Origin of the sequence: Micromonospora sp. NBC_00821 (assembly GCF_036347035.1) — a bacterium.
GTDB lineage: Bacteria > Actinomycetota > Actinomycetes > Mycobacteriales > Micromonosporaceae > Micromonospora > Micromonospora hortensis.
In genome coordinates, this window is record NZ_CP108880.1 from 1,841,240 (window position 1) to 1,860,754 (window position 19,515).

The window sequence follows — 19,515 nt, forward strand, 5'->3', positions numbered from 1 at the left end:
CGCTGATGATCCGGCCGCGTGGGGAGGGCGGAGGGTCAGCGGTGAGCACAGTGGACGCACCCTCCCAAGCACGCGCCCCACTCTTCTTCATCAGCTATTCGCGGGCGCCGGTCGGCCGGGCCACCGGCAAACCCGCCGAGTACGTCTCCCGTTTCTTCGAGGACCTCTCCGTCCACGTCAGCGAACTGGTCGGCCCGGTGACCGGAGTGGACGCCGGCTTCCTGGACAGCTCCATCGCCGGCGGTGAACGCTGGAGCCCGGAGCTTCTCCAGGCCGCCGGCACCTGCCAGGTCTTCGTTCCGCTGGTCTCCAGCGCGCTGCTCGGCAGCGACTGGTGCGGCCGGGAGTGGGACGCGTTCTCCCGCCGACGGATCACCCCGCGACACCGCTCGGCCTCGATCCACGAGACAGCGATCGTGCCGGTCACCTGGTCGCCGACGAACGGCACGGCACTGCCTCGGGTGCTCCGCGACATCCAGCGCTTCACCCCGACCGCGATGCCGGATCCCGACATCGCGGTGCACTACCAGCGGGACGGGGTCTACGGCTTGCTGACCATGCAGTGGGAGAACGCGTACCGGGCGGTGGTCTGGCGGCTCGCGCAACGCATCGTGGCCATCCACCGTTCGTACCTGGTCGAACCCTGGGTGCCGGCGAGCGTGGACGAGCTGTGCAACCGGTTCGCCGAGGAGTCGGAGTGAGCCCCCCGACGGCCCGACGCCGACCAGGGGCCCGCGGGACGTACTTCTTCCTGAGCTACGCACACTCGGCGCCGCCGCCGGGCGCCCGGGCCGACGCCGACGTCTGGGTCGGCCAGTTCTTCGCCGACCTGACCGACGAGGTGCGGCGTCAGGCGCGACCGGTCGCCGGGATGCGGATCGGCTTCTTCGACCAGCACATCCCGTTGGGCGCCGACTGGAAGGCCGCCCTCGCCGAGGCGCTCGGTGACGCTGAGGTCTTCGTCCCGCTCTATTCGCCCGGCTACTTCAGCCGCCCCTGGGCGCTGGGGGAGCAGGAGTCCTTCCGGGCCCGGCTGGCCGCCGCCGGGTCGACCCGGATCACCGCCGGCCATCTCACACCGGTGCTGTGGATCCCGTTCCCCCCGTGGGAGGCCCACCCGGAGCTGGACGGCGCCCTGGACCTGGGCCGGGACGTCCCGGAGTACGCAGCGGACGGCCTGCGCGCGTTCTGCATGCTGGCCTCCTACCGGGCCCAGTACGAGCTGATGCTGAGCCGCCTGGCGAGCCGGATCGTGCACACCGCCGAGCGGCGTCCGATGGGCCCGTCCCGGGCGCCCGGCCTGGACGAGGTGGTCCGTCCGGCGCCGACCGACCCGGACTTCGTCGTCGCCGTCCTGGCCCCGACCCGGGACCGGCTGCCGAGCGATCGCGACCCCGCCGGCTACGCGGCCAGCGGCCGGCTCTGGCGGCCGTACGGGCGCAGCCAGCAACTACCCGCCGCCGAGTACGCGGTCAGCACCGCCGAGCGGCTCGGGCTGTCGGCCCGTACCGAGGACTTCGCGCAGGCCTCCGCGTTGCTCGATCGGCGGCCGGCCGTGCTGTTGGTCGACCCGTGGATCGCGGCGGCGCCGGACGCGGCCGGCGTTCTCGCCCGGATGCTGCACGGCCTGCGGGAGTGGGTCGTTCCGCTGGTGGTCACCGACGACGACGACAGTCAGGACGCCACCCGCTGGGCCACCGAGGTGACGCAGCTGTTGCACGACGCCGGCCTGCCCCAGGTGAAGCGGGCGTGCAACATGCCCGAGTTCGTCGACCTGATGCCCGCGCTGGTCACCGAGGCGCGCCGTCAGTTCCTCAAGTACGGCCCGGTCGTCCCCTTCGAACCACCGCCGGAGCCGGTGCCGAGCCTGCGCGATGGCCTGCCCGCCGCCGGCTCGACCGACCCGGCGTCCCCGCCTGATGATCCGGCCCCACCGCGTCCCCACGGAGAAAACCGATGAACAACGATCGCGAAGGCCAGGTCGTCACCTTCTACTCGTTCAAGGGTGGAACGGGCCGAACGATGGCGCTGGCCAACGTGGCCTGGATCCTGGCGGCCAGCGGCCGGCGTGTGCTCGTCGCCGACTGGGACCTCGAGTCGCCCGGGCTGCACCGCTTCTTCCACCCGTTCCTCGACGCCGAGGCGATCCAGGGCACCAGCGGTGTGATCGACATGATTCGCGACTACGAGTGGGAGACCACCCGGGTCAACGACCGGCCGGACCGCTGGATGGAGCAGTATGCCCGGGTCGGGCGGCACGCGTTCTCGCTGCGCTGGAACTTCCCCGACGGCGGCGGCCTCGACTTCCTCTCCGCCGGCCGGCAGAACAGCGACTACGCCGTCTCGGTGAGCGGGCTGGACTGGGACAACTTCTACAACCGGCTGGGCGGCGCGCAGTTCTTCGAGGCGCTGCGGGCGGACATGAAGCGCCAGTACGACTTCACCCTGATCGACAGCCGGACGGGGTTGAGCGACGTCGCCGACATCTGCACCCTGCACCTACCGGACACCCTTGTCGACTGTTTCACCCTCAGCGACCAGGGCATCGACGGCGCGGCCCGGGTGGCGCACTCGGTACGGGACCGGTACCGGCGGCGCGACATCCGGGTCCTGCCGGTGCCGATGCGTGTCGACCAGGCCGAGAAGGAGCGGGCCGAGGCGGGTCGCCTGCTGGCCATGCGCCGGTTCGCCGGGTTGCCGGCCGGCATGACCGAGGCGGAACGGCGGCGTTACTGGGCCGCCGTGGAGGTCCCGTACCGGCCGTTCTACGCGTACGAGGAGACCCTCGCGACGTTCGGCGACCCGCCGGGCTCACCGACGTCGCTGCTGGCCGCGTTCGAGACGTTGACCGGGATCCTCACCGACGGCGCGGTGACCGCGCTGCCGGTGATGGACGAGTCGGTGCGGGAGCGGGGCAAGGCCCGGTTCCGCCGACGCACCGAGGCGATCGACGACCAGATCGTGCTCCGGTATGCGCCGGAGGACGCCATCTGGGCCGAGTGGCTGGAGCGGGTGCTCAGCTCGGCCGGGCTGCGGGTGGTGGAGCCCACGGCCGCCGTCGGGTCCGCCGGTACGCCGGCCCCGCGCACGCTCACAGTGGTCTCGCCGGCCTACGTGGCGACCCCGTCCGGTGGCCTGCCCGACCGGGACACGAGCACCGGCTCCACGGCCCTGGCCGTGTACGTCGCCGACCTGCGCCCGCTGGCCGAGTTTCCGTCCCAGAGCTCCACCAACCTGGTCAACGTGAGCGCCGCGACCGCCGTGGAGCGGGTGTTGCGGCTGGTCGGCCGACCGGTGCCGTCGTCGGCGGACGGCCCAGCGGGTGGGAGTGCCCGTTACCCCGGCACCGAGCCGTTGATCTTCAACGCTCCCAACCGAAACGCCCGGTTCACCGGCCGGGAGGACGACCTGGCGAGGCTGCGCGCGCAGTTGCAGAGCGGGGGCAGCGCGGTGGTGCTGCCGGTCGCCCTGCAGGGTATGGGCGGCGTCGGTAAGACGCAGGTGGCTCTGGAATACGTGCACCGGTTCAAGGCCGGGTACGACGTGGTCTGGTGGATCGTGGCGGACCCGCCGCAGTTCGTCGACACGGCCCTCGCCGACCTCGCCGGTCGCCTCGGCATCCTCGTCGGGCCGACCCTGCCCGACACGGTCCGGTCGGTGCTCCAGGTGCTCGGCCGTGGTGAGCCGTACGAGCGGTGGCTCGTCGTCTTGGACAACGCCGAGGAACTCGACCAGATCGAGCCCTTCCTGCCGCAGGGCCCCGGGCACGTCCTGCTGACCTCCCGCAACCGCGCCTGGGGCGACCGGGCGAACCCGATCCAGGTGGACGTCTTCGACCGCACCGAGAGTGTGGCGCACCTCGCCCAGCGGGTGCCCACGATCAGCGCCGAGGAGGCCGACCGGGTGGCCGAGGCGCTCGGCGACCTTCCGATCGCGGTGGCCGCGGCGGGCGCCTGGCTCGCCGACACCGGCACGTCGGTCGCCGACTACCTGCGGCAGATCGAGCGGCACGGCCCCAGCGCCCTTTCCGTGGAGGCGACCTGGGACCTGTCATTGAACCGGCTGCTGGAGCAGGCGCCGGCCGCCTACCGGCTGTTGCAGCTCTGTTCGGTGCTGGCCCCGGAGATCGCCCTCGAACTCATCTACAGCGACGAGATGGCGGCGGCCCTCGTGCCGTTCGACCCGTCGGTTTCCGAGCGGCTGGTGCGCGGCGCCCTGGTCCAGCAGATCAACCGCCTGGCACTGCTCAAACTCGATGTCCAGGGCGGTCGGGTCCAGGTGCACCGGCTGTTGCAGGCGGTGGTCCGCGACCGGATGACCGACGACGAGATCACCGCCGCCCGACACCAGGTGCACCTGGTGCTGGCCGCGTCCCGGCCCCGAGGCGACGTGGACGACCCGACCACCTGGGCCCGGCTGCGCATGCTCTGGCCGCACCTGGAGGTCTCCGAGGCGCTGACCTGCCCGGACGAGCCGGTGTGTCAGCTACTGATCGACCGGGTCCGCTATCTGTGGCAGCGCGGTGGTCTGGACCAGGCCGACACGTTCAGCCAGGAGGTGGACGACACCTGGAGCGCCCGGCTCGGGGACACGCACGACGAGGTCGAGGCGTCGGCGCTGGGCCGCCAACTGCTGCACCTGCGGTTCAACCGGGCGAACATCCTGCGCAGTCTGGGCCGGTTCAACGAGGCACGGGACCTGGACGAGGCGGTGCTGGCCGAGCAACGCCGCCTGCTGGGCCCGCTGCACCCGCACAGTCTGATGACCGCCGGCAGCCTCGGCGGTGACCTGCGGGCGCTCGGCCGCTACGCCGAGGCCCTGGAACGGGACCGGTCCACCTACGCCTCCTGGCTCCAGGTGTTCGGCGAGGACCACCCTCGGACGTTGAGCGCGGCCAACAACCTCGCCGTCTCGTACCGGCTGGTCGGCGACTACCGGTCGGCCCGTCGGTGGGACGACGAGGTGCACCAGCGGCGGCGGCTGGTTCTCGGCCCCACGCATCCCTACACACTCGTCTCCGCCGTGCGGCTCGGCAGCGACCTGCGGGAAGCTGGCGAGTACGAAAGGTCGGCCACCCTGCTGCGCACCGTGTACGACACGTACTGCGAGGTGCTCGGGCCGGATGACGGCCAGAGTCTCGCCGCCCAGGTCAACCTGGCGGTGTCCCTGCGCAGCTCCGGTCGGGGCAGCGAGGCCGCGCCGATGTTCGAGACGGCCTACCGCGAACTCGACGAACGCTTCGGGGCGGACAACCCGGACACGGTGGCGTGCCGGTCGAGTCGTGCGGCGAACCTGTTGGCCGTCGGCGACGCGGCTCGGGCGCTGACCGAGATGAACGCCGTGCGGGTGGCGTTCGAGGAGCAGCTCCGGCTCGGCCCGGAACACCCGCACGCATTGGCGACGGTGAGTAACATCTCGGCGGCGGAGCGCGCGCTCGGGCGCAGGTCGGACGCGCTCGCGTCGGCGTCCCGGGCGGTCGGCGAGTTGCGCAAGGTGCTCGGGCCGGACCACCCGCACACCCTCGCGGCGGAGGTCAACCAGGCGGTGTGTCTCGCCGAGGAGGGTGACTGGGAGTCGGCGCGGGACCGCCTGCGGGAAACCGCCGGCCGACTGGCCGCGGTGATCGGTGCGGAACACCCCGACACGCTGCGCTGCCTCGGCGATCTCGCCCTGGTGGCGAGGCGGGCCGGCGACGGCCCGGCCACCGAGGACGTCGGCGCCGTGGCGGACCGGCTGGCCGAGGTGATCGGTCTGGAACATCCCACAGTGCAGACCCTGCGCGAACGGCGGTTCGTGGTCCGGGTGATCGACCCACACACCATCTGAGCGGGGCGTTCGGCGGGCGGCCGGCTGTCCGGGCCGACCCGCCGGCCCGGCCGGGCCGGGCGCCCAGAGCTGCGGGCCGGGCGCAGAGCTGTGGGCCTGGCGCTCAGAGCCGCGGGCTGGTCGCGAGGTCCGGCGTGGCCAGCCAGGTCAGGGTCTGCGGCAGGATCTCCACCGCCCCGAAGTGCGCGGCGCCGGGCTGCACCTGCACCTCGGCGCGCGAGATCCGCGAGGCGAGCCAGTGTGAGTGCTCCACGGGAGAGAAGCGGTCCTGTTCGCCGTGCCAGAGCCGGACCTCCGCGCGGATGGCGCCCAGGTCGAACCCCCAGCCGCGCCGGATCGCCAGCACGTCGTCGATCCAACCCTCGGGGCCGTGTCGTAGTGCCTCGGAGTACATGTCGGTCAGCAGTCGGCGGATCGCGATGTCGTCGACGACCCGGATGTCCTCGTCGGGCAGTTGGGGGCGGAGGAAGTCCAGAAGCGTCATCGGGTCCCGGCGGGCCTCGTCCGCACGAACCTTCAGATTGAGCGTGAGTTCGGCGAGGTCCTCGTCGGCCTGCCCGTAGTCCTCCACGTTCGATTCCGCCATGCCCGCGTACCAGTCCAAATCGGGTGCGCCGGCCGGGGCGAGCCCCACCAGCACGGCGGCCCTGGTGACCCGGTCCGGCAGCAGCGCGGCGCAGGCCAGGGCGTGGGGCCCGCCACCGGATCGGCCCACCACCGCGAACCTGTCGATGCCGAGGTCGTCGGCGATCGCCGCCACGTCGGCGGCGGCGTCGGCCACCCGCCGGCCCTCGTGCCGGTCGGAGTCGCCGTACCCGGGTCGGTCGTAGCAGACGAGGTGCACGCCGAGGCGGTAGACGACGATGCCCCGGGGGCGAGGGCCGCTGCGGCTGCCCGGGGTGCCGTGCAGCAGGAAGACCGCCGGCCCGTCCGGCGCTCCCGAGGTCTCCACCGCGAGGCGCCGCCCGTCCGGGGTCGTGACGGTGCGCTGTGTCGCATCTTGTCGCGTCACGGTTGGCCTCCCGCGGGTCGTCATGTGCTCCCCCGTGAACGGAGCCGGCGCATCGTCGGCACCGAGTGCAAAGCCCCCGAAATCGCCCAGAACACATCCTTGTTGTGCAGCGTACTGCCCGTCGTGGATGCCCGCCATGGGCCAGCGGGTCAATGCCGGTGGGTTGGGCCACCCGAACGGGCCGCTACCCTGGTAGCCCGAGGGGAAGGGGCACCAAGAGGGTGGCTAGGACCTACAACGTCGTGACGTACGGCTGCCAGATGAACGTGCACGATTCTGAGCGGATCTCCGGCCTGCTCGAACAGGCCGGCTACGTGCGCGCGGTGCCGACCGACGACACCCCGGACATCGTCGTCTTCAACACCTGCGCGGTGCGAGAGAACGCGGACAACCGGCTCTACGGCAACCTCGGTCGTCTGCGCCCGGTGAAGGACAAGCATCCCGGGATGCAGATCGCGGTCGGCGGCTGCCTCGCTCAGAAGGATCGGGGCGACATCGTCCGCAAGGCCCCCTGGGTGGACGTGGTCTTCGGCACCCACAACATCGGCGCGTTGCCGGTGCTGTTGGAGCGGGCCCGGCACAACGCCGCCGCCGAGGTGGAGATCCTGGAGTCGCTCGACGTCTTCCCGTCCACGCTGCCCACCCGCCGCGAGTCCACGTACGCCGGCTGGGTGTCGATCTCGGTGGGGTGCAACAACACCTGCACGTTCTGCATCGTGCCGGCGCTGCGCGGCAAGGAGAAGGACCGGCGCCCCGGCGACATCCTCTCCGAGGTGCGCGCCCTGGTCGACGAGGGCGTGCTGGAGGTGACCCTGCTCGGGCAGAACGTCAACTCGTACGGCGTGGAGTTCGGCGACCGGTTCGCGTTCGGCAAGCTGCTGCGGGCCTGCGGCGACATCGACGGGTTGGAGCGCGTGCGCTTCACCAGCCCGCACCCGAAGGACTTCACCGACGACGTGATCGCCGCCATGGCCGAGACGCCGAACGTCTGCCACTCGCTGCACATGCCGTTGCAGTCCGGCTCCGACGACGTGCTCCGGGCGATGCGCCGGTCCTACCGCTCCGAGCGCTACCTGGGGATCATCGAGAAGGTCCGCGCGGCGATGCCGGACGCGGCGATCACCACCGACATCATCGTCGGCTTCCCCGGTGAGACCGAGGCCGACTTCCAGCGCACCCTGGACGTGGTCCGGGAGGCCCGGTTCTCCTCGGCCTTCACCTTCCAGTACTCGAAGCGGCCCGGCACCCCTGCCGCGACAATGGGCGATCAGCTGCCCAAGCAGGTCGTGCAGGAACGCTACGAGCGGTTGATCGCCTGCGTCGAGGACATCACCTGGGCGGAGAACAAGCGCCTCGTCGGTGAGACCGTCGAGGTGCTGGTCGCCGTCGGTGAGGGCCGCAAGGACGAGCGGACCGGCCGGATGTCCGGTCGGGCGCGCGACGGTCGACTGGTGCACTTCGCGACCGAGACCGCCGACGGGGAGTCCCTCGCCGGTCAGATCCGGCCGGGCGACATCGTGCACACCACTGTCACGTACGCCGCCCCGCACCACCTGAACGCCGACGGACCGCCGGTGGCGCACCGTCGCACCCGCGCCGGCGACGCGGCCGAGGCGGGTCGCTCCCCGCGTACCCCCGGGGTGTTGCTCGGTCTGCCGACGATCGGCGCACCGCCGGTCGTGGCCGCCCCCGCCGCTGGCTGCGCCACCCACTGACCGCACGGAAGGGCCCCTGGACGAGGGGCCCTTCCGTGAAGGGTCGAGTCAGACGGTGATCCGGCCGGCGCCGGCGCCCGCCGTCACGATGGACTTGACGTTGCTCGCGGTGTCCAGTTGGTAGGAGTACGGGATGCTGGCCACGCTGCCGCCGGCCTGGCCGGTGGGCGAGTTGACGAAGTGGTTGTTGCGGGCGACCAGGTTGCCGGGCCCCGAGTCCCCCTCGCCACGGTGGTACGGGTCGTCGACGTTCTCGAAGTAGTTGCCCTCGACGAGCACCCCGGCGTTCTCCGTGGACGCCACGCCGTAGCCGCCGTTGGCCCGGTAGTAGTTGTTGTACACGTGCACCGGGTTGCCGAAGCGCACCCGGGGGTTGCGCTGGTTGCTGCCGTCGAACCAGTTGTGGTGGTAGCTCACCCGCAGGTGACCGACGTCCTGGCTGGCGTTGTCGTCGCTGTGGCCGAGCAGCATTGTCTTGTCGTGGCTGAAGACCCGGTTCCACGAGACGGTGACGAAGTCCGAGCCGCGCTTGATGTCGACGGCCCCGTCGTACCCGTTGCTGAAGCTGTTGTGGTCGATCCAGATGTTGGTGGCCGACTCCTGCACATTGATCGCGTCGTCGTTCCAGCTGCGGAAGGTCAGGTTGCGGATGATCACGTTGCGGTCACCGCTGACGTTGAGCCCGCAGCCGGCGATGGTCGCGCCGTAGTTGCCGAGGATGGTCTTGTTGGACCGGACCCGCAGCATGCCCGAGCAGGTGATCGTTCCGGACACCCGGATCACCGCGGCGCCTGTCGCGTTCAGTGCGCTGGTCAGGGCCGAGGCGGTGGTGACGGTGGTGGTGGCGGCGTTGCCGCCACCGGTGGTGCCGCCGTTCTGGGTGGCCCAGCCGACAAGTGTCGACGGCGGCTGCGTGCTGGGCGGGGGAGTGCTCGACGGTGGCGGGTCGGTCGGCGGTGGGGTGGTCGGTGTGGTGCTGCCGGTGCAGGCGACGTCGTTCAGGCTGAAGCTGCTCGGAGCCGGGTTGCTGGAGCTGTTCCAGCTCGCGTTGAAGCCGAACGTGGCGCTGGCGTTTGTCGCCAGGTTGCCGTTGTAGTCGACGTTTGTCGCGGAGACCTGGCTGCCGCTCTGCGAGGCGGTGGCGCCCCACGCCTGGCTGACCTGCTGACCGGCCCCGTACGACCAGCGCAGTGTCCACCCGGAGACCGGGTCGCCGAGGTTGGTGACAGTGACGTTGCCGGTGAACCCGCCCGGCCACTGGCTGGCGACCGAGTAGGCCACCTGGCAGCCGGCGGCCGCCTGGGCGGACACGGAGGTCAACAGCGCAGCGCTGACCAGGGTGGCGGTGGCTGCGGCAGTGGTGGCGATCAGCGTCATTCGACGCCGTCCTGTGCGCATGCTGCTTCCTTTCGAGAAGGCGGACGGAGGTGTCGCGACGCCCATGCCCGTGGGCGGCGAGTCTCGGCCGGGACCAGTGGTCCTCGGGCCCGCCAGTGCAGGTTCGTGAAGGAAAGCGGCTCCCGCGCTCGCGCCCGCCAACGAAGAGGCAAGCGCTTTCCCGATAAGAACATAGAAGTATCTGAATGTAAATGGCCGGGACGGCCGGTGCGCTGCTGCCGGGACGGCCGGTGCGCTGCGCACCGGCCGTCCCGGTGGATCAGCAGCCGGTGCCGCTGAGTTTCACGGTGCCCGGCGCGCTGGCCGTGCCGTTGGCGGTGAAGCCCACCGTCACCGACCCGCCCGCCGGCAGGGACGGGGCATGGCTCGGAGCCGCCGCGGTGACCGTCGTACCGGACTGCGTGACGGTGGCGTTCCAGCCACTGCCCAACGTCACCCCGGAGGGCCAACTCCAGGCGACCGACCACGGGTTCACAGCGCCCGAGCCGGTGTTCTTCACTGTCAACTCGCCCTGGAAGCCGCCCTGCCAGGCGTTGACCTGCCGGTAGGTGGCCGTGCAGGCGCCGGTCGGTGGGTCCGTCGGCGGATCCGTCGGCGGATCCGTCGGCTCACCGGTGCCGCCACCGGACGGCGCGATCAGGTACGGCTGGAGGATCGCCTGCTTGGCGGTGTTGACGTTCGTCCAGTCGTCGAGCGCGATCCCGCCGGTGTCACCCGAGTTGGGATTCCACGACCAGTAGGTGAAGGACATCCCGGTCACCCCGGTCCCGGTGTACGCCATCAGCTTCTCCAGCCACACCTTGTCCTTCGGGTCGACCAGTGTGCTGCCGAACTCACCCATCATGATCGGGGCGATGTTCTGCTTGTAGAGGTAACCGAAGTACTTGTCCCAGATGGCCGGCATGTTCGCCGGGTAGTCCGGGGCGTCGAACCAGGTCTGCCGGTACACCGAGGTGGCGTACTCGTGCGGCGAGTAGACCAACCGGTTCGCCACGCTCAGCCGGACCGGGAACTGACCCGCCTTCGACAGGTTGCCGCCCCACCAACCGCAGTCCTCGTCGTTGCTGGTGTCGCCGTCCCAGACGTTGGAGAGGCCACCGCTCGGGCAGCTCACCCCCTCCACGAAGATCAACCAGTTGGGCTGGACGCCGAGGATGGCGTTCCCGGCCCGTTCGGCGGCGAGCCGCCAGTCCCGGGTGGTGTCGCCACAGCCCCAGCACGCGCCGGTGGCCGCCGGGTTGGTGCCCTCCGCGTGCGGCTCGTTGTGCAGGTCGGCGCCGATCACCGTCGGGTTGCCCGCGTACCGCTGGGCGAGCATCTTCCAGTCGTTGATCCAGGTCGCCTCGGAAACCGTCGACGTGTACCAGAGTGGCGACTGCCCGGCCGCCGTCGGCCGGTGCCGGTCCAGGATGATCCGCATGCCCTTGCTGCCGGCGTAGTCGATCACCTTGTCCAGGATCTGCAACGGCGACAACCCGATCAGGTCCGGGTTGACGAAGTCGTTGATCCCACTGGCGGTCGCACCCGGCTTCAGCGCGTCGTTCGAGTACGGCACCCGCAACGTGTTGTAACCCAGCCGGGCCATCGTGTCGAGCTGTCCCCGCCACGGGTTGTTCGACCACAGCCCGTGGAAGGTCTTGTTGTCGGTCTCCATGCCGAACCAGTTGATGCCGGTCAACCGGACCGTCGTACCGGTGCTGTCCACGATCTGGTTGCCACTGGTACGCAGATAACCCGTACCGGTGCCGGCGGCGACGGCCGGGCTGGTGCTGACGGCGGCGGCGAGGAACACGCCGGCCGCGACGGTGACGAGCGCGGTGAGCGCGCCGCCGAGAGCTTGAGGACGGAACAATTCGAGCTCCACTTCGGAGGTCCGACGCCGTCCAGGAACGACGCCGGCGGGCGGCCGTCGGCACGTCGCGGTCCCCCAAGGGGTACGCGGACAGCACACGACGGCCCATGTCACGCGGACGTGGTCACTCGCGGAAGCTCACCGGCGGCCCTCGACGGCGGATGTTCCGCCTTCGTCGCCCTCGCGCCGGTGGCCCTACCTGGCTCCGTCGCTCATTCTGATCAGCCCACGTCAATGCGTCAACCTGCCCGCTCACACCGCCCGCCCGTACCGCCCGGCCTGGCGTGGTGTGGAGTGGCGCTGCCCGCGCCGCGCGTCCGTTCCCAACGCGCTCCCCCGCACATGATCGTGCTCCAACCTGGATGTAGTGGTTTCCCGGCACCAGGTGGCCACTACATCCTGGATCGAGCATGACCTTGGTGGGCGCGGATGCGCCGAACCCGGCTCCCGATCCCCCAGCACCCCCTGCTGGTCGTCGAGAGCCGCCCACCATCAGGGGCGGACACGCGGGAGCCCCCGGTCCCGCTGGGGGACCGGGGGCTCCGGACGTCGTCAGCTCAGCCGGCCTGCTCGGCGAGTTGGAGGAACTGCCGCTTGGAGGCGAGGGCCTGCTCAGCCTCCTTGATCCGGCGTGCGTCCCCGGCGCTCTGCGCCCGGGCCAGCCGGTCCTCGGCCTCCGCCACCTGCGCCCGCATCTGGGCGAGCAGCGGGTTGTCCTCCTTGGTGGTGCGGCGCCACGCCGAGTCCATCACGTCACGGACCTTGTCGTCGATGACGCGCAGTCGGCGTTCCAGCCCGGCGGCTGCCTCGCGGGGCACCCGGCCGGCCTCGTGCCACTGGGCCTGGATCTCCCGCAGCTTGGCCTGGGCGCCCTTCGGGTCGGCGTCGATGTCCAACGCCTCGGCCTCGGCGATCAGGGCCTGCTTGCGCTCCAGGTTGCCGCGCTGCTCGTTGTCCCGTGCGGAGAAGACCTCGCTGCGCCGGCTGAAGAAGGCGTCCTGCGCACCCCGGAACCGTTCCCAGAGCTTCTGCTCGGCCTCCTTGGAGGCGCGCGGAGCGGCCTTCCACTGGGTCATCAGGTCCTTGAGCTGGTTGGCGGTGGCGGCCCAGTCGGTGGAGTCGGAGAGCTTCTCCGCTTCGGCGACCAACTCCTCCTTGGCGGTCTGGGCCTGCTTGCGCTGCGAGTCCAGGGACGCGAAGTGGGCGCCGCGGCGGCGGGTGAAGCCGTCCCGGGCGGCGGCGAACCGCTTCCACAGCTCACCGTCGGCCTTCTTGTCGACCCCGCGGATGGTCTTCCACTCGTCGAGGATCTCCTTGAGCCGGTCCCCGGCGGTCTTCCACCCGGTGGATTCGGCGGCCAGCTTCTCGGCCTCCTCGACCAGCGCGGTCTTGCGGGCCAGGGCCTCGCCGCGAGCGGCGTCCCGGGCGGCGCGCGCCTCGCCGGCCTTCTCCTCGGCGAGGGTCGCCAGCTTGTCCAGGCGGGTGGCCAGCGCGTCGATGTCGCCGACCACGTTGGCCTCGGGCAGCGTGGCACGGATCCGCCGGATCGTGCTCAAGGAGTGCCCGGCGTCCGCCGCACCCGACTTGAGTCGCGCCTCGGTCAGGTCCACCTCGGTCACCAGGTCGGCGAAGCGACGGGCGAAGTGTGCCAGGCCCTCCTCCGGTGCTCCCGCCTGCCAGGATCCGACCACCCGCTCTCCCTCGGTGGTCTTGACGTACACGGTGCCGTCCGCGTCCACCCGTCCGAAGGCAGTCCAGTCGCTCATGTACCCATCCTCGTTCTCCCGGCGTCGAGGGATCGATCCCCCGTCGCCGCCACGGCGCAGCCAAGTTGCTTCCGGCATTGTCACAGGTCCGACCCGGTCCGCGTCGAGCGCCTATCGCCGACCGTGACCATACGGTGTCCTAGGGGCCGAATGACCGGATCGGCGCGGAGACGCACCGGGGATTCCCGCTACGGTGGACGGGTGCCACTGGTCGCTGCCGCCGTCTGCCCGCATCCGCCCCTGCTCGTGCCCGAGGTGGCCGGCTCCGCAGCCCCGGAGTTGGACGGTCTGCGGGCGGCCTGCGACACCGCCGTACGCCGGCTGTTGGCCGCCGATCCGGACATTGTGGTGCTGGTGGGCACCGGCCCGGTGACCGGCCCGATCCGCACCCCGGCGACCGGTTCTCTCCAGCCCTGGGGTGTCGACCTGGACGTGCCGTTGGTGCCAGGCCTTCCGGACCGGGGCGCGGTGCTGCCGTTGAGCCTGACCATCGGCGCGTGGTTGCTGGCCCGTCACGACACCCGACCGCCGGTGACGGCAGTGCAGGTGGCCGCCGACGCCGGCCCGGCCGAGCTGGCCGCGCTCGCCGACGAGGTCGGCGCCGCCGGTGACCGGGTGGCGTCGCTGGTGCTCGGGGACGGGTCGGCCTGCCGGGGAGAGAAAGCACCCGGGTACGACGACGCGCGCGCCCTCCCGTACGACCAGAGTGTCGCCGCGGCGCTGGCCGACGCGGACCTGGACGCCCTGCTCGGCCTCGACCCGGTGGTGTCGACGGAGCTGAAGGCCGCCGGTCGCGCCCCCTGGCAGGTGCTCGCCGGCGCGGCCCGCGCGGCTGGCGGTGGGTGGCGTGGCGAGTTGCTGCACGACTCCGCTCCCTACGGGGTGGCCTACTTCGTGGCGTCCTGGGAGCGGGTGTGACGGGCACGGTTGTCGCTGTGGTCGGCCCGACCGCGGCTGGCAAGTCCGCGCTGAGCATCGCGTTGGCGCACGCCTTGGACGGCGAGGTGGTCAATGCGGACTCGATGCAGCTCTACCGGGGCATGGACATCGGCACCGCGAAGCTGACCCTCGCCGAGCGGGACGGGGTGCCGCATCACCTGCTGGACGTCTGGGACGTCACCGAGCCGGCGAGCGTCGCGGAGTACCAGCGACTGGCCCGCGCGGCGGTGGACGACATCCTGTCCCGAGGGCGGGTGCCGTTGCTGGTCGGTGGCTCCGGGCTGTACGTACGGGCGGTGCTGGAGCGCTTCGAGTTCCCCGGCACGGACGCGGCGCTGCGGGACCGGCTGGAACGGGAGTTGGCCGAGGTCGGCCCCGCCCCGCTGTACGCGCGGCTGCGCGCCGCCGACCCGGTCGCCGCCGAGGGCATCCTGCCTGGCAACGGTCGGCGGATCGTGCGGGCGCTGGAGGTGATCGAGCTCACCGGCGCGCCGTTCGCCGCCTCGCTGCCGCAGCCCACGCCGTACTACCCGTCGGTGCAGCTCGGCGTCGACCTGGACACCGGCCTGCTCGACGAGCGGATCGCCCTGCGGGTCGACCGGATGTGGGCCGACGGCCTGGTGCCGGAGACCCGTGAGCTGGTCGGGCGCGGGCTGGCCGGGGGGCGGACGGCGAGTCGGGCGCTCGGCTACCAGCAGGTGCTGCGCCTGCTCGCCGGTGAGCTGACCGAGGCGCAGGCGCACGAGGAGACGGTCCGGGCGACCCGGCGCTTCGTCCGCCGGCAGCGGTCCTGGTTCCGCCGTGACCCGCGGATCCACTGGCTGGACTCGACGACCCCGGACCTGATCGGGGCCGCCCTGCGTCTGGTGCCGGCCGCTGCGCGATGATGGGGGCGTGGAGTTCACCAAGGGCCACGGCACCGGCAACGACTTCGTCCTTCTTCCCGACCCGGACGGTCAGCTCGACCTGACCCCGGAGCTGGTCGCGGCGCTCTGCGACAGGCGTCGGGGCATCGGCGCGGACGGCGTGCTGCGGGTGGTCCGCGCGGCCAAGCATCCGGACGGCGCGGGTCTGGCCGGCGAGGCCGAGTGGTTCATGGACTACTGGAACGCCGACGGCTCGTTCGCCGAGATGTGTGGCAACGGCGCCCGGGTCTTCGTGCGCTACCTGCTCGACACCGGGTTGGCCACGCCGGCCGGCGCGGCGCTGCCGGTGGCGACCCGGGCCGGCGTCGTGCGTGCGCTGGTCGAGGGCGACGTCGTGTCCGTCGAGATGCGCCGACCCCAGGTGTACGACAGTTCCGCCGCCACCCTCGGCGGGCTGACCCTGGCCGGTGCGGTCGTGGACGTGGGCAACCCGCATCTGGTCTGCGTGTTGCCGGCCGGCGTGGAGCTGTCGGCGCTGGACCTGACCGTCGCGCCCGGGTTCGACCCGGTGGTCTTCCCGAGTGGGGTGAACGTGGAGTTCATCGTGGCGGGTGACCCGGTCGACGGCAGCGACGAGCACAGCCTGATGCGGGTGTACGAGCGCGGTAGCGCCGAGACCCTGTCCTGCGGCACCGGTGCCTGCGCGGTGGGTGCCGTGGCGCTGCGCGACGCCGGGCGAAACACCGGCGTGGTTGCGGTCGACGTGCCCGGAGGCCGCCTCACCGTGACGGTCACCGCCGACTCCTGCTGGCTCTCCGGCCCCGCCGTCCTGGTGGCCACCGGCGAGCTGAACCCAACAGCGCTCCGCCCCTAACAGCCCCCCACCCCCACCCCCACCCGTGTTGATCAAGAGGTTTGCGTCAAGTTTCGCGTACTTCCTGACGCAAACCTCTTGATCAACGGCGCGGTTGGTGGGGTTGGGTCGTTGGCGCGTTACGGGGTGGCGCTGGCGCTTGCCGCGATCTCGGGGAGGTCGGCGGGGCCGGGGTCGGCGGCCGGGAGCGGGCTCGGGTTGTGCGCGGCGGCGCGCACGGCGGCGGCGACCGCCGGGGCGACCCGGGAGTCGAACACGCTCGGCACGATCACCGTCGGGTTGATCTTCTCTTCGCCGACCACGTCCGCGATGGCCCGGGCGGCCGCGAGGGCCATCTCCTCGGTGAACTCCTCGGCGTGCGCGTCCAGCATGCCGCGGAACACCCCGGGGAACGCGAGCACGTTGTTGATCTGGTTCGGCTGGTCCGATCGGCCGGTAGCGACCACTGCGGCGTGCTTGCGCGCCTCCCGTGGGTCGACCTCCGGGTCGGGGTTGGCCAGGGCGAAGACGATCGAGTCCTTCGCCATCTGCGCGATGTCGTCGCCGGTGAGCAGGTTCGGCGCGCTGACCCCGATGAACACGTCGGCGCCACGGATGGCACCGGGCAGGTCGCCTGCGTAGTTCTCCTTGTTGGTGTTCTCCGCCAGCCACTGCCACGCCGAGTTGAGCCCGGTCAGCCCACGGTGCAGGGCGCCCTCCCGGTCGCACGCGATGATGTCGCCGACGCCCTGGCGCAGCAGCAGCTTCATGATCGCGGTGCCGGCCGCGCCGGCTCCGGAGACGACCACCCGGACGTCCTCGAGCCGCTTGCCCACCACCCGCAGCGCGTTGGTCAGCGCGGCCAGCACGCAGATCGCGGTGCCGTGCTGATCGTCGTGGAAGACCGGGATGTCCAGCGCCTCGCGCAGCCGGGCCTCGATCTCGAAGCAGCGCGGCGCAGCGATGTCCTCCAGGTTGATGCCGCCGTAGGCCGGCGCGATCGCCTTGACGATCTGCACGATCTCGTCTGTGTCCTGGGTGTCCAGCACCACCGGCCAGGCGTCCACCCCGCCGAAACGCTTGAACAGCGCGGCCTTGCCCTCCATCACCGGCAGCGACGCGGCCGGCCCGAGGTTGCCCAGGCCAAGCACCGCCGAGCCGTCGCTGACCACAGCGACGGTGTTGCGCTTGATGGTCAGTCGCCGGGCGTCGGCCGGGTTCTCGGCGATCGCCATGCAGACCCGGGCCACCCCCGGGGTGTACGCGCGCGACAGCTCGTCGCGGTTGCGCAGCGCGACCTTCGAGGTCACCTCGATCTTGCCGCCCAGGTGCAGCAGGAACGTCCGGTCCGACACCTTGCGCACGTCCACGCCATCCAGCGCGGTCAGCGCGTCGACCACCTGGTCGGCGTGCCCGGCGTCGGCGGTGTCGCAGGTCAGGTCGACGATCACGTGGGTCGGGTCCGAGTCCACCACGTCCAGCGCCGTGACGATCGCCCCGGCCTCGCCGACGGAGGTGGTGAGTCGGCCGATCGAGGAGGCGTCCGCGGTCACGGCGATCCGGATGGTGATCGAAAATCCGGCGCTGGGCAGTCGGGTGATGGCCACGGGATCCCTCCGTAACGGCTGTGCGGCCGTTCGGCCGCCGCCCGCATTTCTACCGGGTTGTCGCGGCCGACCAGCATTCGCCCCCACTTTTGGCGACCTTCACCATGGGCATATAGCAGGTGCGTTCGGCGTTGTGTCATGTCAGGATTACGTTCTACTTATCAAAACGGACAGGAGAACCGCTTGCGAGACCAGGAGAGCTTTGTCCCCGTCGAGGACGAGCTCGACGACGTCACCACCGGCGAGATGGAGCTGTCGGAGCGGCAGTCCCTCCGACGCGTCCCGGGCCTGTCAACCGAGCTCACCGACGTCACCGAGGTGGAATACCGCCAGCTGCGGCTGGAGCGGGTCGTCCTGGTGGGCGTCTGGACCGAAGGCACTGTCACCGACGCGGAAAACTCGCTGACCGAGCTCGCCGCGCTGGCCGAGACCGCCGGTTCGCAGGTGCTTGAAGGGCTCATCCAACGTCGTACCCGACCCGACCCGGCCACGTACATCGGCCGTGGCAAGGTCGACGACCTTGGCGCGGTGGTGCTTTCCACCGGCGCCGACACGGTCATCTGTGACGGTGAGCTGTCCCCGTCGCAGCTGCGCAACCTGGAGCAGCGCACCAAGGTCAAGGTCGTCGACCGCACCGCGCTGATCCTCGACATCTTCGCCCAGCACGCCAAGAGCAAGGAAGGTAAGGCGCAGGTCGAGCTGGCCCAGCTCCAATACCTGCTGCCCCGACTGCGCGGTTGGGGTGAGACGCTCTCCCGGCAGACCGGTGGTTCCGGCCGCGGTGGTGGCGCCGGTGGCGGTGTGGGTGTTCGTGGTCCCGGTGAGACCAAGCTGGAGACCGACCGGCGGCGCATCCGTCACCGCATCTCCCGGCTGCGTCGTGAGATCAAGAGCATGAAGACGGTCCGCGTGACCAAGCGTGCCCGGCGTTCCCGCAACTCCGTTCCCGCGGTCGCCATCGCCGGCTACACCAACGCCGGCAAGTCCAGCCTGCTCAACCGGCTGACCGGCGCGGGCGTGCTGGTGGAGAACGCGCTGTTCGCCACGCTGGACCCGACGACCCGCAAGGCCACCACCTCGGACGGGCGGCTCTACACCCTCTCCGACACCGTCGGCTTCGTCCGACACCTCCCGCACCAGATCGTCGAGGCGTTCCGTTCGACGCTGGAGGAGGTCGCGGAGGCGGATCTGGTGGTGCACGTCGTGGACGGCACCCACCCGGATCCGGAGGAGCAGGTCCGGGCGGTCCACGCGGTGCTTGCCGAGGTCAGCGCGGACCGGCTTCCCGAGCTGTTGGTGGTCAACAAGACCGACGCGGCCGACGAGGACACTCTGCTGCGGCTCAAGCGGCTCTGGCCGGACGCGATCTTCGTGTCCGCGCACTCGGGGCGCGGCATGGACGAGCTGCGCGCGGCGATCGAGGAGCGGCTACCGAGTCCGGCCGTGGAGGTCCGGGCCGTGCTGCCGTACGACCGGGGTGACCTGGTCGCTCGGGCGCACCGCACTGGTGAGGTGCTCAGCACGTCGCACCTGCCGGAGGGCACTCTGCTGCACGTCCGCGTCGGCGCGGAGCTTGCGGCGGAGCTGACGGCCTTCGACGTGGAGCGGCAGGGGCAGGCGGCCGGCAGCCGGTCCTGAGCGGCCACGGCGTCATCCACCGGAAACGCGCGGCATGCGACAC

Annotated in this window: 13 protein-coding genes; 8 read left to right on the forward strand and 5 right to left on the reverse strand. The window is 71.3% G+C overall.

Translation table 11 applies throughout. The annotated features are described in order from the left end of the window. The first annotated feature begins 41 nt into the window (after positions 1 to 41). From OHB44_RS08570 to fxsT, 3 genes are read left to right on the forward strand one after another with little or no spacing between them, the layout of a single operon-like run. A complete protein-coding gene (locus OHB44_RS08570) occupies positions 42 to 701 on the forward strand; it encodes a TIR-like protein FxsC (RefSeq protein WP_210785994.1) in 660 nt (219 codons plus the stop codon). After that, a complete protein-coding gene (locus OHB44_RS08575) occupies positions 698 to 1,960 on the forward strand; it encodes a TIR-like protein FxsC (RefSeq protein WP_238687096.1) in 1,263 nt (420 codons plus the stop codon). Before OHB44_RS08570 ends, OHB44_RS08575 begins: the two co-directional genes overlap by 4 nt. Beyond that, positions 1,957 to 5,826: an FxSxx-COOH system tetratricopeptide repeat protein gene (fxsT, locus tag OHB44_RS08580; protein WP_266303353.1), complete on the forward strand. Its 3,870-nt coding sequence runs from the start codon at positions 1,957 to 1,959 to the stop codon at positions 5,824 to 5,826. The genes OHB44_RS08575 and fxsT overlap by 4 nt, the downstream gene beginning before the upstream one ends. A 103-nt stretch (positions 5,827 to 5,929) precedes the next feature. Here fxsT and OHB44_RS08585 read toward each other — a convergent pair whose 3' ends face one another. Further along, positions 5,930 to 6,838: an alpha/beta fold hydrolase gene (locus OHB44_RS08585; RefSeq protein WP_238687094.1), complete on the reverse strand. Its 909-nt coding sequence runs from the start codon at positions 6,836 to 6,838 to the stop codon at positions 5,930 to 5,932. A 221-nt stretch (positions 6,839 to 7,059) separates the two neighbouring features. Between OHB44_RS08585 and miaB the strand changes: the two genes are divergently transcribed. Next, complete coding sequence (gene miaB, locus OHB44_RS08590; RefSeq protein ID WP_266303352.1) at positions 7,060 to 8,553, forward strand: tRNA (N6-isopentenyl adenosine(37)-C2)-methylthiotransferase MiaB; 1,494 nt, start codon at positions 7,060 to 7,062, stop codon at positions 8,551 to 8,553. Between the two features lie 48 nt (positions 8,554 to 8,601). On the opposite strand, the gene OHB44_RS08595 is transcribed toward miaB, so the two are convergent. The 3 genes from OHB44_RS08595 to OHB44_RS08605 form a co-directional block, all read right to left on the reverse strand. Continuing rightward, complete coding sequence (locus tag OHB44_RS08595; RefSeq protein WP_238687093.1) at positions 8,602 to 9,951, reverse strand: pectate lyase family protein; 1,350 nt, start codon at positions 9,949 to 9,951, stop codon at positions 8,602 to 8,604. Positions 9,952 to 10,210: 259 nt separating this feature from the next. Further along, entirely contained in the window at positions 10,211 to 11,803 is a 1,593-nt protein-coding gene (locus tag OHB44_RS08600; protein WP_238687107.1) for a cellulase family glycosylhydrolase, read from the reverse strand. Between the two features lie 557 nt (positions 11,804 to 12,360). Further along, positions 12,361 to 13,569, reverse strand: coding sequence for a DUF349 domain-containing protein (locus tag OHB44_RS08605; RefSeq protein WP_238687092.1), 1,209 nt, complete (start codon positions 13,567 to 13,569; stop codon positions 12,361 to 12,363). 150 nt (positions 13,570 to 13,719) lie between these two features. Between OHB44_RS08605 and OHB44_RS08610 the strand changes: the two genes are divergently transcribed. From OHB44_RS08610 to dapF, 3 genes are read left to right on the forward strand one after another with little or no spacing between them, the layout of a single operon-like run. Continuing rightward, the gene (locus tag OHB44_RS08610) at positions 13,720 to 14,487 is read left to right on the forward strand and encodes a hypothetical protein (RefSeq protein WP_238687091.1); all 768 of its coding nucleotides are present in this window, start codon (positions 13,720 to 13,722) and stop codon (positions 14,485 to 14,487) included. Continuing rightward, positions 14,472 to 15,395: a tRNA (adenosine(37)-N6)-dimethylallyltransferase MiaA gene (gene miaA, locus OHB44_RS08615; RefSeq protein WP_372488414.1), complete on the forward strand. Its 924-nt coding sequence runs from the start codon at positions 14,472 to 14,474 to the stop codon at positions 15,393 to 15,395. Before OHB44_RS08610 ends, miaA begins: the two co-directional genes overlap by 16 nt. A 7-nt stretch (positions 15,396 to 15,402) precedes the next feature. Beyond that, a complete protein-coding gene (gene dapF, locus OHB44_RS08620; protein WP_330440242.1) occupies positions 15,403 to 16,248 on the forward strand; it encodes a diaminopimelate epimerase in 846 nt (281 codons plus the stop codon). Between the two features lie 119 nt (positions 16,249 to 16,367). On the opposite strand, the gene OHB44_RS08625 is transcribed toward dapF, so the two are convergent. After that, positions 16,368 to 17,834, reverse strand: coding sequence for an NAD-dependent malic enzyme (locus tag OHB44_RS08625; RefSeq protein ID WP_330440243.1), 1,467 nt, complete (start codon positions 17,832 to 17,834; stop codon positions 16,368 to 16,370). 183 nt (positions 17,835 to 18,017) lie between these two features. On the opposite strand from OHB44_RS08625, the gene hflX reads away from it, so the two are divergent. Further along, complete coding sequence (hflX, locus tag OHB44_RS08630) at positions 18,018 to 19,472, forward strand: GTPase HflX (RefSeq protein WP_238683384.1); 1,455 nt, start codon at positions 18,018 to 18,020, stop codon at positions 19,470 to 19,472. The last annotated feature ends 43 nt before the right edge of the window (positions 19,473 to 19,515 follow it).